The following is a 16,150-nucleotide window of genomic DNA, read 5'->3' on the forward strand; positions in this document are numbered from 1 at the left end:
TGCTATATACACCGTGGCGATTATAATTTGTACTCCAGTTAAAGGAGGTCGCCATGACGTTAGGTTCTGTCTTTACCAATAATCGGACGCAGGCCGTGCGCTTACCCGCAGAGGTGCGTTTCCCCGATACCGTTTCTAAAGTGACCGTCCGCGTGGTGGGCAAAGAGCGTATTCTTGCGCCGGTGGAGAATACCTGGGACAGTTTCTTCTGCGCGGAAAATGAGGTGAGCGATGACTTCCTCAACGAACGTGCCGGGCAACACCAGCGCGAGCGGGAAGAGTTCTGATGTTCAGCCATATGCTGGACACCAATATTGTTATCTATGTCATCAAGCGCCGGCCTCTGGAAGTGCTGGAGGCGTTCAATCGCTATGCGGGCAAAATGGTCATTTCGTCGGTCACCTATGGCGAATTGGTTCACGGAGTGGAGAAAAGCTCGCGTCCGGCGGTTAACGCCAGAGTGGTTGAGGATTTTGTCTCTCGATTGGACATTCTCGATTACGGCGCCAAAGCGGCTTCGCACTACGGCAACATTCGGGCTGCGCTGGAACGTCAGGGAACGCCTATTGGCGTAGACGATCTGCAAATCGCCGGGCATGCGCGCAGCGAAGGATTGATTCTGGTGACCAATAACCGACGCGAATTTGAGCGCGTTGATGGCTTACGGCTGGAAAATTGGCTGTAACGTCTCCCCCTTGATTGCCTCATCCCCTAAATAACCCGCCTTTTCCCCCGTTGTTCCGTCAATGACATCGCCAATTTTTTGGCATGCTGACCGCCATTCTTTACCCTCCCGATACAGGAACGGCGTTTCGTGGCTGAAGACAGCGATCTGGAAAAAAGCGAGGCCCCCACGCCCCACAGGCTGGAGAAGGCGCGTGAAGACGGCCAGATCCCGCGCTCCCGCGAGCTGACCTCGGTACTGATGCTGCTCTCGGGCCTGGCGATTATCCTGATGTCCGGCAGCAACATGGCGCAACAGCTGGCGGCGATGCTCACGCAAGGTCTGAACTTCGATCACGGCATGGTCAGCAACGATAAACAGATGCTGCGCCAATTGGGCATGTTGCTGCGCCAGGCGGTGCTGGCGCTGCTGCCGATCATGGCGGGGCTGGTGCTGGTGGCGCTCGCCGCGCCAATGCTGTTGGGGGGTATTTTGTTCAGCGGCAAGTCGATCAAGTTCGATTTGAAGCGGCTGAACCCGCTATCCGGGTTGAAGCGCATCTTTTCCAGCCAGGTGCTGGCCGAGCTGCTGAAAGGGATCCTGAAAGCGACGCTGGTCGGTTGGGTGACTGGCCTCTATCTGTGGCACAACTGGGCGGCGATGCTGCATCTGATGACCCAGCAGCCGCTCGATGCGCTGGGCAATGCGCTGCAGATGATCCTGTTCTGCGGTTTTCTGGTGGTGCTGGGGCTGACGCCGATGGTGGCGTTCGACGTGTTCTATCAGCTGTGGAGCCACTTCAAAAAGCTGAAGATGACCAAGCAGGATATCCGCGACGAGTTCAAAGACCAGGAAGGGGACCCGCACGTCAAGGGGCGCATTCGCCAGCAGCAGCGGGCGATCGCCCGGCGCCGCATGATGGCCGACGTGCCCAAGGCAGACGTGATCGTCACCAACCCGACGCACTACGCTGTCGCGTTGCAGTACAACGACAAAAAAATGAGTGCGCCGAAAGTGCTGGCCAAAGGGGCCGGCGAAATCGCCTTGCGCATTCGCGAACTCGGTGCGGAACACCGCATCCCGATGCTGGAGGCGCCGCCGCTGGCGCGCGCGCTGTATCGGCACAGCGAGATCGGCCAGCATATTCCGGCTACCCTGTATGCCGCGGTCGCCGAAGTGCTGGCCTGGGTGTACCAGCTGCGCCGCTGGCGGCGCGAGGGCGGCCTGATCCCGAAAAAACCTGAACGTTTACCGGTGCCGGAAGCACTGGATTTTGCAAGAGAGAGTGACTCTGATGGCTAATTTGGCCTCCCTGCTTCGTTTGCCGGGCAATTTTAAAGATACGCAGTGGCAGGTGCTGGCCGGCCCGGTGCTGATCCTGCTGATCCTGTCGATGATGGTGTTGCCGTTGCCGGCGTTTATCCTCGACCTGCTGTTTACCTTCAACATCGCGCTGTCGATCATGGTGCTGCTGGTGGCGATGTTCACCCAGCGCACGCTCGAATTCGCCGCCTTCCCGACCATCCTGCTGTTCTCCACATTGCTGCGTTTGTCGCTCAACGTCGCGTCGACGCGCATCATCTTGCTGGAAGGGCACACCGGCTCCGCCGCCGCCGGCCGCGTGGTGGAAGCCTTCGGCCACTTCCTGGTGGGGGGCAACTTCGCCATCGGCATCGTGGTGTTCATCATCCTGGTGCTGATTAACTTTATGGTCATCACCAAAGGTGCGGGGCGTATCGCCGAAGTGGGCGCGCGCTTCGTGCTGGACGGTATGCCGGGTAAACAGATGGCGATTGACGCCGATCTGAACGCCGGCCTGATCGGTGAAGACGAAGCGAAGAAACGCCGCGCCGAAGTGACCCAGGAGGCCGACTTTTACGGCTCGATGGACGGCGCCAGTAAATTCGTGCGCGGCGACGCCATCGCCGGCCTGATGATCATGGTGCTGAACGTAGTCGGCGGCCTGTTGGTCGGCGTGGTGCAACACGGCATGGAGCTGGGGGCGGCGGCAGAAAGCTATACGCTGCTGACCATCGGTGACGGCCTGGTGGCGCAGATCCCGGCGTTGGTGATCTCCACTGCCGCCGGCGTCATCGTCACCCGCGTCGCGACCGATCAGGACGTCGGCGAGCAGATGGTGGGCCAGCTGTTCAACAATCCGCGCGTGATGTTGCTGAGCGCCGGGGTGCTGGGGCTGCTGGGCCTGGTGCCGGGCATGCCGAACCTGGTGTTCCTGCTGTTTACCGCGGCTCTGCTGGGCCTCGCCTGGTGGCTGCGCGGCCGTGAACAACAGGCGCCGAAAACGGTGGAAGATCCGGTGATGCCGGAGAATCCGCAGGCCGCCGAAGCCAGCTGGGCCGACGTGCAGTTGGAAGATCCGCTGGGGATGGAGGTGGGCTACCGGCTGATTCCGATGGTCGATTTTCAGCAGAACGGCGAACTGCTGGGCCGTATCCGCGGCATCCGCAAGAAATTCGCCCAGGACATGGGTTATCTGCCGCCGGTGGTGCATATTCGCGACAACCTGGAACTGCCGCCTGCCAGCTACCGCATCCTGATGAAAGGCGTCGAGATCGGCAGCGGTGAAGCGCAGCCGGGCCGCTGGCTGGCGATCAACCCCGGCAATGCCGTAGGCGAGCTGGCGGGAGACAAAACCGTCGATCCGGCCTTTGGGCTCGAGGCGGTATGGATCGACAGCGCCTTGCGCGAGCAGGCGCAGATCCAGGGCTTTACCGTGGTGGAGGCCAGCACCGTGGTGGCGACACACCTCAATCACCTGATCGGTCAGTTCGCCAGCGAGCTGTTTGGTCGCCAGGAAACTCAGCAACTGCTGGACCGCGTGTCGCAGGAGATGCCGAAGCTGACCGAAGACTTCGTGCCGGGCGTGGTGTCGCTGACGACGCTGCACAAAGTGCTGCAAAACCTGTTGGCCGAGCGCGTTTCCATTCGCGATATGCGTACCATCGTCGAAACGCTGGCGGAACATGCCCCGGCGCAGAGCGATCCTTACGAATTGACCACCGTGGTGCGGGTGGCGCTGGGCCGGGCGATCACGCAGCAGTGGTTCCCGGGCAACGGCGAGATTCAGGTTATCGGCCTGGATACCCAGTTGGAGCGTCTGTTGCTGCAGGCGTTGCAGGGCGGCGGCGGCCTGGAGCCGGGGCTGGCTGACCGTCTGCTGGAGCAGGCGCGTCAGGCGCTGCAACGGCAAGAGATGCTCAGCGCGCCGCCGGTGCTGTTGGTTAACCATGCGCTGCGTCCTTTACTGGCGCGCTTCCTGCGTCGCAGCCTGCCGCAGCTCGTGGTGCTGTCCAACCTGGAGATCAACGACGATCGCCAGATTCGCATGACCTCGACCATTGGAGCCGCCTGATGAAACGCTGTCTGTCCTTGTTGTGTTTGCTGGCTCCGCTCGCCGCCGGCGCGGTGTCCGGCTCCTGGGTCGCTGAAGGGGCGGGGGTCACGCTGGAACAGGGCGGGATGCGCGATGAATCCGCCGCTTTGCGGCCGCCGAACGCGCTGCCGGACGCCAACGCGCGCATCACCAGCGTCAGCTGGCGCTACCGTTTGCTGGGGCCGGAGCCCGTGGGGCTGCAGGCCCAGCTCTGCACGGTAAACCGCTGCATTCCACTGGGTGGCGGCAGCGGCAGCAGCAACGGTCTGCAGGGCGAACCGGCCAATGCGGAATTGCGCTTTGTCTATTACGTGCAGTCGCAAGGCGGGTTGAACCCACCGCTGCGGGTGATTGGCAATCAGGTGATCGTCAATTATCAGTAACATCAGGCCAGAATTTGCAGGCCGTTGCGTTCCACCAGCGTCAGCAGTTTCATCGCGGCGGAGTTCGGTTGCGCTTCGCCGCGCTCCCATTTCTGCACCGCTTTTTTGCTGACGTTGAGATACAGCGCAAACACCGGCTGACTGACGTTTTCTCGTTCGCGCAGCGCGCGGATCTCGGCCGGCCCGAACTGTTTCACCGGCCGCAGGCACAGCATGTCGAAGGTGCGCATGGTCACGTCATCGACGAAACCGGCGCGATGCAGGCCCTGAACTTCCTGGTGGATCTCGGCAAGAATTTTACTCATCGCTTAGCCTCCGTAATTCCTTGTTGTTGACCAACTGGTAGAGTCTGAATGGCGAATAATCCAGATACAACGCAGCCAGATGTTTCAATCCTTGTAACTCATCCGCACTGATGTTTTCTCTCTCACTTTTGGCAAAGCCGCGCATAAAAAACAGGCGGTCTTCATCGCGAAAAACGATCAGTACCCGATAGCCGCCACGTTTGCCCGCACCAGCCCGAGCGATGCGCTTTTTGTATACGCAACCGCCAAGATTGGCATCGTACAGCTGATGTTGCATCTCTCGCGCCGCTTTCACTATCGTGGCGTCGCTAATGCGCTCGCGTGCGGCAAAACCCTGAAAGGTTTTGGTGAGATAAATGTCGGCCATTCGCTCTCCCTGCGAATCTATACCCGTTAAGGGTATATTTCAAGTGGTTTAAAAATAACCACAGGGTGACAAGCGGCCAAAGGGAAAGAAACAGCCAAATTCACGCCATGCGCAGCCTGACGCAAAGCCTTGAGTGAATTCAAAGAGTGATAGGGAGAAAATGCGAAGGGATGCGCAGAAGCCGGTGAACGCATGCCCGGTGATAGGCTCACCGGGCAAATGAGTCAGGTCAAACGCCGATTTTTCTGCCGAGCAGGCTGCCGGCGTGTGACTGGCCGTCCGGGCCATACAGAGATTTGTTGTTTTTGCTGAGGATGGCCAGCGCCTGAGCGTTATGGTCGATCTGCTGATTGAGCAGCAGACCGTTGTGCTGATTCTTTTCGCGCAGCGTTTGGCTCAGCAATTGAACGCGCTGCCAACGATCGGCCAGGGGCGCTTGGCTGGCATAGGGGGCGCGTTGCCCGCAGGTTTTTTCCTGCCCCAGGCGCTGTTGTTCGAGATAAGCGACCGTCGCCAGCAGTTGGCTTTTGGCATCGGTGACGCGCTGCAAGGCCACGCCCGGCAACTGGCCGGAGCACAGCAAGTCGTGCTCTTCCTCCAGCACGCCATTGAGCGCCTGCAGCGTTTCCAACAGTTTATCCAGCAGTTGTGCCAGCTTTTCCATAGTAATGACTTATCCTTTACCGCTACTCGCCGCGCGCTGTCAGTCGCGTCCGGCGATCCATTGAACATCGCTCTGCGCGTCTTGCAGCAGCGCATCGGCGATTTTGCCGGCGTCCATCTTCAGTTCACCGTTGCGGATCGCCTGTTTGATGGCCTCGACCCGACCCATATCGATATCCTGGGTGCCCGGCTGCATCAGGCGCGCCTGCGCCTCGCTCAGTTTGACCTGCGTGCCGCTGACGGCGGTTTCTGCCACGGCGGCCTTGCGCGGTTGGAGCGGGTTGTCGGCCGGGGTTTCACGCGGTTGCACAGTGGAAACCGGCTGTAACCGCTGGGTGCGATCGATACTCATGGTCCATCTCCGTTTACGCCGTGACCGCTTGCGGTCGACGACGCTGCAATGAAAGTGTTGCGGCCCTGGTGGCCAATAAAATGCTGCTTGATTTGTCTTATCGGCAAGGTTGGCGGAACCTTTACTTTTTTATAACGTAATGCGGATCGCGCCGTCGTCCCCGACCACGCCGCTGACGATCTGCCCGGAGGCCATGCGTACCCGCACGCTGTCTTCGGCGGCGGCGTTGTTCATCGCCTTACCCGCACCGCTGATGCTGAATCCTTCGCCCTGTGCGTTGACCTGCACCGGTTGCCCAGCCTTGATAATCCAGGCGCGCCGCAGCATGGCGAGTGTCAGCGGCTGGCCGGGGCTGATGTTGCGCAGGCTGACGGCGCCTAACGCTTTGCCCGGCTCGGTCAGCGCGCGCGGCGGCAGGGTATCGAGCCGGCCCTGTTTCAACGTCAGATCCGCCGCCGTCAATCGGCTGCCGGCGCTGATGCCGCGTGCCGACACGAGATAACGGCCGAACACTTGCACCTGCGTCTGAATAAAACGCCGCTCCTGGCCACAGCGCGCCGAAATGCTGACGTTGCCGCCGATCCGCGCGTTGGGCGACAGCGACAGCTGCGGCAGTTCGCAAGCGGGCCATTGGTTCGGCGGCGTGCGCACCCGCACTTTTACCTGTACCGGTTCGCCGCTGAACTTGCCTTGGATGAAGCTTTCGATTTGCGTCGCCAGATCGTCGGCGCGCGCGTTCAGACTGCACAGCAGGCCGATAAGCAGCAGCATTTTACCTTTCATCGTCATCTTCTCAAGCTTCATCGGGATACGCGTAAGTGTACCCGCAGCGCGCGCAGGCTAAGCAGATAAATAGCGCCCCATTTTGCGTTTATTCCCGCGATAGGGTGGCACGGGGGACGTTTATGCTGTCGACTCCAAATTCTAACCTCGCGGAGGGAGCATGCTCGACAAACTGGACGCGGCTCTGCGCTTTGGCCAAGAGGCGCTGAACTTGCGCGCCCAGCGGCAGGAAATTCTGGCCGCCAACATCGCCAACGCAGACACGCCGGGTTATCAGGCGCGGGATATCGATTTCGCCAGCCAATTGAACAAAGTGCTGGAGCAGGGGCGCGTCAGCGGCAACGGCATGGCGCTCAACCTGACGGCGGCGCGCCACATCCCGGCGCAGACCCTGCAGCCGCCACAGCTCGATCTGCTGTTCCGAGTGCCGGATCAGCCGTCGATGGACGGCAACACGGTGGACATGGATCGCGAACGCACCAACTTTGCCGATAACAGCCTGAAATATCAGACCGACCTGACGCTGCTCAACGGGCAGATCAAAGGGATGATGTCCGTGCTGCAACAAGGATAAGGCGCATGTCTTTACTGAATATTTTTGATATCTCCGGCTCGGCGTTATCGGCGCAATCCCAGCGCATGAACGTCAGCGCCAGCAACATGGCCAACGCCGACAGCGTGACCGGCCCGGACGGTGAACCTTACCGCGCCAAGCAGGTGGTGTTCCAGGTCGCGGCGGCGCCAGGGCAGCCGACCGGCGGCGTGCGCGTCGCCCAGGTGGTGGACGATCCGGCGCCCGAGCGCCTGGTGTATCAGCCGGGCAACCCGCTGGCGGACGCCAAGGGGTATGTGCGCATGCCGAACGTCGACGTAGTGGGGGAAATGGTCAACACCATCTCCGCTTCCCGCAGCTACCAGGCCAACGTCGAGGTGCTCAACACCACCAAGTCGATGATGATGAAAACCCTGACGCTGGGTCAGTAACCGGAGATTTCCATGGCTATCGCCGCAACCACTAACGAGTCGTTGGACAACACTGTCATCGGTAACAACAGCAAGACCACCAACAGCCAGGATCTGCACAACAGCTTCCTGACGCTGCTGGTCGCGCAGTTGAAAAACCAGGATCCGACCAATCCGATGCAGAACAACGAGCTGACGTCGCAGCTGGCGCAGATCAATACCGTTCAGGGCATCGAAAAGCTTAACACCACGCTGGGGTCGATCTCCGGCCAGATCAACAGCAACCAGTCGCTGCAAGCCACCGCGCTGATCGGTCACGGCGTGATGGTGCCAGGCAACAACATTCTGGTCGGCAGCAAGGATGGCAAGGTCAGCACCACGCCGTTTGGCGTAGAACTGGAGCGCGCCGCCGATCAGGTGACCGCCACCATCACCAACGCCAGCGGGCAGGTGGTACGCACCATTGAAATTGGCGGCCTGACCGCCGGCGTGCACGCCTTCACCTGGGACGGCTCGCTGGATGACGGCTCCACCGCGCCCGACGGCGCCTACAAAGTGGCGATTAACGCCAAAGGCAACGGCGAGCAGCTGGTGGCGCGCAGCCTGCACTTCGGGCTGGTGAACGGCGTGATCCGCGACGGCAACGGCGCCAAGTTGGATCTTGGCCTGGCGGGCAACGCCACCTTGGAAGACGTGCGACAGATCTTATAACCCTAAGCATCAGGCTCAATCGGACGATAGCCTGACCACTATTCGGAGAATAACATGGCCTTTTCTCAGGCAGTCAGCGGCTTGAACGCGGCAGCAACCAACCTGGACGTGATCGGTAACAACATCGCCAACTCCGCGACCGCGGGCTTCAAATCCGGCAGCGTATCCTTTGCCGACATGTTCGCCGGTTCGCAGGTCGGGCTGGGCGTCAAAGTGTCCGGCATCACCCAGAACTTCAAGGGCGGCACCACCACCGGCACCAGCCGCGCGCTGGATGTGGCCATCAACGGCAACGGCTTCTTCCGCATGCAGGATAAAGATGGCGGCATCTTCTATACCCGCAACGGCCAGTTCAAGCTGGACGAGAACCGCAATCTGACCAACATGCAGGGCCTGCAGCTGACCGGTTACCCGGCGGCCGGTTCCCCGCCGACCATCCAGCAGGGCGCCAACCCGGTGCCGCTGAGCATTCCCGAAGGCATGATGAACGCCAAGGCGTCCACCTCCGGCGAGATGGTGACTAACCTGAAGTCCACCCATAAAGTGCCGGAGAACAAGACCTTCGATCCGACCAAGCAGGACAGCTACAACTACGTCAACACCATCACCGCTTACGACTCGCTGGGTAACGCGCACAACATCAACGCTTACTTTGTGAAGACCGAAGACAACAAGTGGCAGGTCTACACCCAGGACGGCAGCGCGGCGCCAGTGAACGCCGGCACCATGGAGTTCAGCACCAGCGGCAACCTGGTCAAAACCACCAGCACCAACGGCGCGCCGGGCGAGTTCAGCATGGTGATCCCGATGACCGCCAAAGACGGCGCGCCGGCGCAAAACTTCACCCTGAGCTTCGCCGGCAGCATGCAGCAGAACGTAGGCAGCGACTCGGTGAGCAAGGTGGCGCAGGACGGCTATGCCGCCGGTGAATACACCAACTTCCAAATTAACAACGACGGCACCGTCGTTGGGATCTACTCCAACCAGCAGACCCAGGTGCTGGGCCAGATCGTCATGGCCAACTTCTCCAACCCGGAAGGGCTGGCGTCGCAGGGCGATAACGTTTGGCAGGAAACCGGCGCGTCCGGCCAGCCACGCGTTGGTCTGTCGGGCGGCGGCGGCTTTGGCAAGCTGACCAGCGGCGCGCTGGAATCTTCCAACGTCGATCTGAGCCAGGAGCTGGTGAACATGATCGTCGCACAGCGTAACTACCAGTCCAACGCCCAGACCATCAAGACGCAGGACTCCATCCTGCAGACGCTGGTTAGCCTGCGCTAATAGGGCCGAGTTATGGATCACGCGATTTATACCGCGATGGGCGCGGCGCGCCAAACGCTGGAACAGCAATCCATTACCGCCAACAACCTGGCCAATGCGTCGACGCCGGGCTTTCGCGCCCAGCTTGCCGCGTTGCGCGCGGTGCCGGTCGACGGGCCAAGCCTGGCGACCCGCACGTTGGTGACTGCCTCGACGCCGGGCGCCGACATGAGCCAGGGCGCGCTGAACTACACTGCGCGCCCGCTGGACGTGGCGCTGCAGCAGGACGGTTTTTTGGCGGTGAGCCTGCCGGGCGGCGGTGAAGCTTACACCCGCAACGGCAACATTCAGATTTCCTCCACCGGGCAGTTGACGGTGCAGGGGATGCCGCTGATGGGCGACGGCGGGCCGATCGAGGTGCCGCCGTCGGCGGAGATCACCATCGCGGCCGACGGCACCATTTCGGCGCTGAACGCCGGCGATCCGCCGAACACCATCGCGCAGATTGGCCGCCTGAAGCTGGTGAAGGCCGATGCGCGCGAAGTGATGCGCGGTGACGACGGGCTGTTCCGCCTGACGCCGGAAACCCAACAGCAACGCGGCAATCAGTTGCAAAACGATCCGCAGGTGCGGGTGATGCCGGGCGTGCTGGAGGGCAGCAACGTTAAGCCGATGGAGACCATGGTCGACATGATCGCCAACGCCCGCCGTTTTGAAATGCAAATGAAGGTCATCCACAGCGTGGATGAAAACGAACAGCGTGCCAACTCACTGCTCTCAGTGAGCTAAGCAGCAAGGAAATAACCGATGATTCCATCCTTATGGATTGCCAAAACCGGTCTGGACGCGCAGCAGACCAACATGGACGTGATCGCCAACAACCTGGCGAACGTCAGCACCAACGGCTTCAAGCGCCAGCGTGCGGTATTTGAAGATCTGCTGTACCAGACCATGCGTCAACCGGGCGCGCAGTCCTCCGAGCAGACTACGCTGCCTTCCGGTCTGCAGATCGGCACCGGCGTGCGTCCGGTGGCGACCGAGCGCCTGCACAGCCAGGGCAACCTGTCGCAGACCAACAACAGCAAAGACGTCGCCATCAAGGGGCAGGGTTTCTTCCAGGTGATGCTGCCGGACGGCACCCAGGCCTACACCCGCGACGGGTCGTTCCAGATCGATCAGAACGGCCAGCTGGTCACCTCCAGCGGTTTCCAGGTGCAGCCGGCGATCACCATTCCGGCGAACGCGCTGTCCATCACCGTCGGCCGCGACGGCATCGTCAGCGTCACCCAGCAGGGGCAAACCGCCGCCCAGCAGGTGGGCCAACTGACGCTGACGACCTTTGTCAACGACAGCGGTCTGGAGAGCGTGGGCGAGAATCTGTATCAGGAAACCGAAAGCTCTGGTGCGCCGAACGAGAGCACACCGGGGCTGAACGGCGCCGGTCTGCTGTATCAGGGCTACGTGGAGACCTCCAACGTCAACGTGGCGGAAGAGCTGGTCAACATGATCCAGACTCAGCGCGCTTATGAGATCAACAGCAAAGCGGTATCGACCTCCGATCAGATGCTGCAAAAGCTGACGCAACTGTAATCTGTCCTTGACGGGCCCGGCATGCCGCGCCCGTCATTCTCTTTCGTGAAACAAAGGCGATACCCGTGGTAACCACATATTCGATGGCAATCCTGCCGCGGCAGGGACAACGCTGGCTGGCGGGAATGGTGATGCTGACACTGAGCGGCTGCGCTTATATTCCGCATAAACCGCTGGTGGACGGCGCGACCACGGCGCAGCCCGCGCCGGCCAGCGCGCCGATGCCGAACGGCTCAATCTTCCAGACGGTGCAGCCGATGAACTACGGCTATCAGCCGCTGTTCGAAGACCGCCGGCCGCGCAACGTCGGCGACACCCTGACCATCGTGCTGCAGGAAAACGTCAGCGCCAGCAAAAGCTCCTCCGCCAACGCCAGCCGCAACGGCGCCAGCAAGTTCGGCGTCGCCACCTCGCCGCGTTACCTCGACGGCCTGTTGGGCAATGCGCGCGCCGATATGGACATTTCCGGCGACAGCACCTTCGGCGGCAAGGGCGGCGCCAACGCCAACAACACCTTCAACGGCACCATTACGGTGACGGTCAACCAGGTACTGGCCAACGGCAACCTGCACGTGGTGGGGGAAAAGCAGATCGCCATCAACCAGGGCACCGAATTCATCCGCTTCTCCGGCGTCGTCAACCCGCGCACCATCAGCGGCAACAACTCGGTGACCTCGACGCAGGTGGCGGACGCGCGTATCGAATACGTCGGCAATGGCTATATCAACGAAGCGCAGACTATGGGCTGGCTGCAGCGCTTCTTCTTAAATGTTTCACCGTTCTAAGGATTGACTGATGCTTAAAAAATGGTTTATCGCGCTGTGCGTCGGGCTGGTGTGCTTGCCGGCGGCGGCGGAGCGCATCCGCGATCTGGTGACGGTGCAGGGCGTGCGAGACAACGCCCTGATCGGCTACGGCCTGGTGGTGGGGTTGGACGGCTCCGGCGACCAGACCATGCAGACGCCGTTTACCACTCAAAGCCTGAGCAACATGCTGTCGCAGCTGGGCATCACCGTGCCGCCGGGCACCAACATGCAGCTGAAAAACGTGGCGGCGGTGATGGTGACCGCCAAACTTCCACCGTTCTCGCGCGCCGGGCAGAATATCGACGTGGTGGTTTCTTCGATGGGCAACGCCAAGAGCCTGCGTGGCGGCACCCTGCTGATGACGCCGCTCAAAGGCGTGGATAACCAGGTTTATGCGCTGGCGCAGGGCAACGTGCTGGTGGGCGGCGCGGGCGCGGCGGCCGGCGGCAGCAGCGTGCAGGTCAACCAGTTGGCGGGCGGGCGCATCAGCAACGGCGCCACCATCGAACGCGAGCTGCCGACCACCTTCGGCAGCGGCGGGGTGCTCAACCTGCAGCTGAACGACGAAGATTTCACGCTGGCGCAGCAGATCAGCGACGCCATCAACCGCCAACGCGGCGGCGGCACCGCGACACCGCTCGACGCCCGCACCATTCAGGTGCTGGTGCCGCAGGGCAACAGCTCTCAGGTGCGCTTCCTGGCGGAGATTCAAAACATCACCGTCAACGTCGGCGCGATGGACGCCAAAGTGATCATCAACTCGCGCACAGGTTCGGTAGTGATGAACCGCGATGTGATCCTCGATTCCTGCGCCGTCGCCCAGGGCAACCTGTCGGTGGTGGTCGATCGGCAGAATACCGTCAGCCAGCCAACGACCCCGTTCGGCGGCGGCCAGACGGTGGTGACGCCAAACACCCAGATCTCGGTGCAACAGCAGGGTGGGTCGCTGCAGAAGGTGAATGCCAGCGCCAACCTGAACAATGTGATCCGCGCGCTGAATGCGCTGGGCGCCACGCCGATCGATCTGATGTCGATCCTGCAGGCGATGCAGAGCGCCGGCTGCCTGCGCGCCAAGTTGGAAATCATCTGATGGCCGGCGATCTGATGGCGATGTCGGGCGCGGCCTATGACGCCCAGGCGCTGAACGGCCTGAAGCGCGACGCGGCGGCCGACCCGCAGGGCAACCTCAAGCAGGTGGCCCAGCAGGTAGAAGGCATGTTCGTGCAGATGATGCTGAAAAGCATGCGGTCCGCCTTGCCGCAGGACGGGGTATTGAGCAGCGATCAAACGCGGCTCTATACCTCGATGTACGACCAGCAAATCGCCCAGCAGATGTCGCATAAAGGGCTGGGGCTGGCCGAGATGATGGTCAAGCAGATGAGCAACGCCAACACGGTGCCGAGTGAAACGGCGGGCCTGTCGCCGATGGCGCTGGACAACGAGGTGCTGCAAACGCTGCCGAACCAGGCGCTGGAGCAGATGGTGCGCCGCGCGATGCCGAAAGCCCCGCCGGCCGCCGCGCCGCTGTCGCTCAACAACGGCAACTTCGTCGCCCGCCTGTCGATACCGGCGAAGGTCGCCAGCCAGCAGAGCGGCATTCCGCATCAGCTGATCGTCGCGCAGGCGGCGCTGGAGTCCGGCTGGGGGCAGCGCGAGATCCCGACCTCAGACGGCACGCCGAGCTACAACCTGTTCGGCATCAAGGCCGGCGGCAGCTGGAACGGGCCGGTGACGGAGATCACCACCACCGAGTTCGAACAGGGCGCGGCGAAGAAGGTGAAGGCGAAGTTCCGCGTTTACGGCTCGTACGTCGAAGCGATCGCCGATTACGTCAAACTGCTGACCAACAACCCGCGCTACGCCGACGTGGCCGCCGCGCGCAGCCCGGAACAGGCGGCGCATGCGCTGCAGCGCGCCGGCTATGCCACCGACCCGCAGTACGCCAGCAAACTGGTCAGCGTGATTCAGCAGATGAAGAACGCCGGGGAACAGGCGGTGAAAGCCTATACCCACGATCTGAAAGATTTGTTCTAAATCCCCGTCATTCTTGACGCCGCAGCGGCGCCAATTATTTAGGGGATAGGCGGTAACGAAGGCTGGCTGGATGCTGAGCGCGTTGCCGCTTTTTTTCCTCAAGTTCTTCTCATTTTTGCCGATAACCGAAACAGGCTGAGCGAACAGGCTCAGCAGCTCAATTAAGAACCCTGTGGGCCGCCGGCGCCGCAGCATAAGGAATTCCGATGTCCAATAGCTTAATCAATACCGCGATGAGCGGGCTGAATGCGGCTCAGGTGGCGCTCAGTACCGTCAGCAACAACATCTCCAACTACAACGTGGCGGGCTACAACCGCCAGACCGCGATCCTGGCCCAGAACGGCGGCATGGCCACCATGAGCGGCTTTATCGGCAACGGTGTGACCGTCACCAGCGTCAACCGCGAGTACAACCAGTTCATCACCAACCAGCTGCGCGGCGCACAAAGCGCGTTCGGGGCGCAAAACGCCTATTACGAGAAGATTTCACAGATCGACAACCTGTTGGCGAGCAAGACCAACCCGCTGTCGACCAACATGCAGGACTTCTTCACCAACCTGCAGAACCTGGTGAGCAACGCCGGTGACGACGCCGCGCGCCAGACGGTGCTGGGCAAGGCTAACGGCCTGGTGAACCAGTTTAACAACACCGATAAATTCCTGCGCGACATGGATAACGGCGTTAATCAACAGATCAGCGATACGGCGCAGCAGATCAACAGCTACGGCCAACAGATCGCCAAACTGAACGACGAGATCACCCGTTTGCGCGGCAGCGCCGCCGGCGAGCCGAATGCGTTGCTGGATCAACGCGATCAACTGGTCACCGAATTGAATCAGCTGGTGGGCGTACAGGTCACGCAACAGGACGGCGACGCCTATACCGTCTCCTTCGCCAACGGCTTGACCCTGGTGCAGGGCAGCAACACCTATCAGGTGGAAGCCGTGCCTTCCAGCAGCGATCCCTCCCGTCTGACCATCGGCTATAACCGCGGCAACGGCGCCAGCGAAGTGCCGGAAGGCCAGATCACCAGCGGCACGCTGAGCGGCGTGCTGAAATTCCGCAGCGAAACGCTGGACGGCGTGCGCAATCAGCTGGGCCAGTTGGCGCTGGCGATGGCGGACAGCTTTAACCAACAGCATCGCGCCGGCTTCGATCTGAACGGTGACGCGGGCGGCGACTTCTTCAGCTTCAGCGGCGGCCGGGTGGTGGATAACACCCGCAACACCGGCGACGCGTCGCTGTCGGTCTCTTACACCGATACCGGCAAGGTGAAGGCCAACGATTATCGCGTCGAGTTCGACGGCAGCAACTGGCAGGTCAGCCGCCTGCCGGACAACGTGAAAGTCAACGCGACGCCGGGCACCAGCGCCGACGGCAAGCCGACGCTGAACTTCGACGGGTTGGAAGTGAGCATCGACGGCAATGCGCAGGCCAAAGACAGCTTCACCGTGAAGCCGGTCAGCGACGTGGCGGGCAATCTGAAAGTGGCCATCACCGATTCGTCCAAGATCGCCGCCGCCGGTAAAGACGACAGCGGCCGCGGCGATAACGAAAACGCCAAGAAGCTGCTGGATCTGCAAACCAAAAACCTGGTGGACGGCAAGGCGACCCTGAGCGGCGCTTACGCCGGCATCGTCAGCGGCGTCGGCAATCAGACCGCTGCCGCCAAGGCTATCGCCACGTCGCAGGCCAAGATCGTCACGCAGCTGGGCGCGCAACAGCAGTCGATGTCCGGCGTCAACCTTGACGAAGAGTATGGCGAGCTGCTGCGCTTCCAGCAGTACTACATGGCCAACGCGCAGGTCATTCAGACCGCCAGCTCGCTCTTCGATGCGTTGCTGAATATTCGTTGATTTCATTGTTAGCCGGCGCCGT

The 16,150-nt window shown here is 61.4% G+C and carries 20 protein-coding genes; 15 read left to right on the forward strand and 5 right to left on the reverse strand.

The features are described from left to right. The first annotated feature begins 53 nt into the window (after positions 1–53). From vapB to ACJ8PN_RS09525, 5 genes are all read left to right on the forward strand, one after another. The gene (gene vapB, locus ACJ8PN_RS09505; protein WP_019452964.1) at positions 54–287 is read left to right on the forward strand and encodes a type II toxin-antitoxin system VapB family antitoxin; all 234 of its coding nucleotides are present in this window, start codon (positions 54–56) and stop codon (positions 285–287) included. Continuing rightward, positions 287–685 (forward strand): type II toxin-antitoxin system tRNA(fMet)-specific endonuclease VapC, encoded by a 399-nt coding sequence (gene vapC / locus ACJ8PN_RS09510; protein ID WP_171454254.1) that lies wholly within the window; start codon positions 287–289, stop codon positions 683–685. The genes vapB and vapC overlap by 1 nt, the downstream gene beginning before the upstream one ends. 129 nt (positions 686–814) lie before the next feature. Next, entirely contained in the window at positions 815–1,966 is a 1,152-nt protein-coding gene (gene flhB, locus ACJ8PN_RS09515) for a flagellar biosynthesis protein FlhB (RefSeq protein ID WP_047730459.1), read from the forward strand. Further along, positions 1,959–4,037 (forward strand): flagellar biosynthesis protein FlhA, encoded by a 2,079-nt coding sequence (gene flhA / locus ACJ8PN_RS09520; protein WP_033643531.1) that lies wholly within the window; start codon positions 1,959–1,961, stop codon positions 4,035–4,037. The genes flhB and flhA overlap by 8 nt, the downstream gene beginning before the upstream one ends. Next, positions 4,037–4,441: a flagellar protein FlhE gene (locus ACJ8PN_RS09525; protein WP_171454253.1), complete on the forward strand. Its 405-nt coding sequence runs from the start codon at positions 4,037–4,039 to the stop codon at positions 4,439–4,441. The genes flhA and ACJ8PN_RS09525 overlap by 1 nt, the downstream gene beginning before the upstream one ends. Positions 4,442–4,443: 2 nt before the next feature. On the opposite strand, the gene ACJ8PN_RS09530 is transcribed toward ACJ8PN_RS09525, so the two are convergent. From ACJ8PN_RS09530 to flgA, 5 genes are all read right to left on the reverse strand, one after another. Beyond that, complete coding sequence (locus tag ACJ8PN_RS09530) at positions 4,444–4,746, reverse strand: helix-turn-helix domain-containing protein (protein ID WP_015378258.1); 303 nt, start codon at positions 4,744–4,746, stop codon at positions 4,444–4,446. Continuing rightward, entirely contained in the window at positions 4,739–5,113 is a 375-nt protein-coding gene (locus ACJ8PN_RS09535; RefSeq protein ID WP_004934837.1) for a type II toxin-antitoxin system RelE/ParE family toxin, read from the reverse strand. The genes ACJ8PN_RS09530 and ACJ8PN_RS09535 overlap by 8 nt, the downstream gene beginning before the upstream one ends. Positions 5,114–5,342: 229 nt before the next feature. Continuing rightward, a complete protein-coding gene (locus tag ACJ8PN_RS09540) occupies positions 5,343–5,777 on the reverse strand; it encodes a flagella synthesis protein FlgN (RefSeq protein ID WP_004934835.1) in 435 nt (144 codons plus the stop codon). Positions 5,778–5,816: 39 nt separating this feature from the next. Beyond that, entirely contained in the window at positions 5,817–6,128 is a 312-nt protein-coding gene (gene flgM, locus ACJ8PN_RS09545) for a flagellar biosynthesis anti-sigma factor FlgM (protein ID WP_004934832.1), read from the reverse strand. A gap of 129 nt (positions 6,129–6,257) precedes the next feature. Next, positions 6,258–6,911: a flagellar basal body P-ring formation chaperone FlgA gene (gene flgA, locus ACJ8PN_RS09550; RefSeq protein ID WP_171454251.1), complete on the reverse strand. Its 654-nt coding sequence runs from the start codon at positions 6,909–6,911 to the stop codon at positions 6,258–6,260. Positions 6,912–7,071: 160 nt separating this feature from the next. On the opposite strand from flgA, the gene flgB reads away from it, so the two are divergent. The 10 genes from flgB (at position 7,072) to flgK (ending at position 16,128) form a co-directional block, all read left to right on the forward strand. Then, entirely contained in the window at positions 7,072–7,485 is a 414-nt protein-coding gene (gene flgB / locus ACJ8PN_RS09555) for a flagellar basal body rod protein FlgB (RefSeq protein WP_015378256.1), read from the forward strand. Between the two features lie 5 nt (positions 7,486–7,490). Then, on the forward strand, positions 7,491–7,895 hold the full coding sequence (flgC, locus tag ACJ8PN_RS09560; protein WP_004934826.1) for a flagellar basal body rod protein FlgC: 405 nt from the start codon (positions 7,491–7,493) through the stop codon (positions 7,893–7,895). A gap of 12 nt (positions 7,896–7,907) precedes the next feature. After that, positions 7,908–8,585 carry a flagellar hook assembly protein FlgD gene (gene flgD / locus ACJ8PN_RS09565; RefSeq protein ID WP_004934824.1) on the forward strand — a complete coding sequence of 226 codons (678 nt, stop codon included), beginning with the start codon at positions 7,908–7,910 and terminating at the stop codon, positions 8,583–8,585. 54 nt (positions 8,586–8,639) lie between these two features. Then, the gene (flgE, locus tag ACJ8PN_RS09570; RefSeq protein ID WP_004934822.1) at positions 8,640–9,863 is read left to right on the forward strand and encodes a flagellar hook protein FlgE; all 1,224 of its coding nucleotides are present in this window, start codon (positions 8,640–8,642) and stop codon (positions 9,861–9,863) included. Between the two features lie 12 nt (positions 9,864–9,875). Next, positions 9,876–10,631 (forward strand): flagellar basal body rod protein FlgF, encoded by a 756-nt coding sequence (locus ACJ8PN_RS09575; protein ID WP_033632747.1) that lies wholly within the window; start codon positions 9,876–9,878, stop codon positions 10,629–10,631. Positions 10,632–10,649: 18 nt separating this feature from the next. Then, positions 10,650–11,432, forward strand: a complete 783-nt coding sequence (gene flgG, locus ACJ8PN_RS09580; RefSeq protein ID WP_004934819.1) for a flagellar basal-body rod protein FlgG — start codon at positions 10,650–10,652, stop codon at positions 11,430–11,432. Between the two features lie 83 nt (positions 11,433–11,515). Further along, positions 11,516–12,217, forward strand: coding sequence for a flagellar basal body L-ring protein FlgH (flgH, locus tag ACJ8PN_RS09585; RefSeq protein WP_004934817.1), 702 nt, complete (start codon positions 11,516–11,518; stop codon positions 12,215–12,217). Positions 12,218–12,227: 10 nt separating this feature from the next. Next, positions 12,228–13,328, forward strand: a complete 1,101-nt coding sequence (locus ACJ8PN_RS09590) for a flagellar basal body P-ring protein FlgI (protein ID WP_004934816.1) — start codon at positions 12,228–12,230, stop codon at positions 13,326–13,328. Next, the gene (gene flgJ / locus ACJ8PN_RS09595; RefSeq protein WP_442534850.1) at positions 13,328–14,272 is read left to right on the forward strand and encodes a flagellar assembly peptidoglycan hydrolase FlgJ; all 945 of its coding nucleotides are present in this window, start codon (positions 13,328–13,330) and stop codon (positions 14,270–14,272) included. The genes ACJ8PN_RS09590 and flgJ overlap by 1 nt, the downstream gene beginning before the upstream one ends. 206 nt (positions 14,273–14,478) lie before the next feature. After that, positions 14,479–16,128 carry a flagellar hook-associated protein FlgK gene (gene flgK / locus ACJ8PN_RS09600; protein WP_004934814.1) on the forward strand — a complete coding sequence of 550 codons (1,650 nt, stop codon included), beginning with the start codon at positions 14,479–14,481 and terminating at the stop codon, positions 16,126–16,128. The last annotated feature ends 22 nt before the right edge of the window (positions 16,129–16,150 follow it).

The organism is Serratia sp. CY76391 (assembly GCF_052166695.1).
GTDB classification, from domain to species: Bacteria; Pseudomonadota; Gammaproteobacteria; order Enterobacterales; family Enterobacteriaceae; genus Serratia; species Serratia nematodiphila.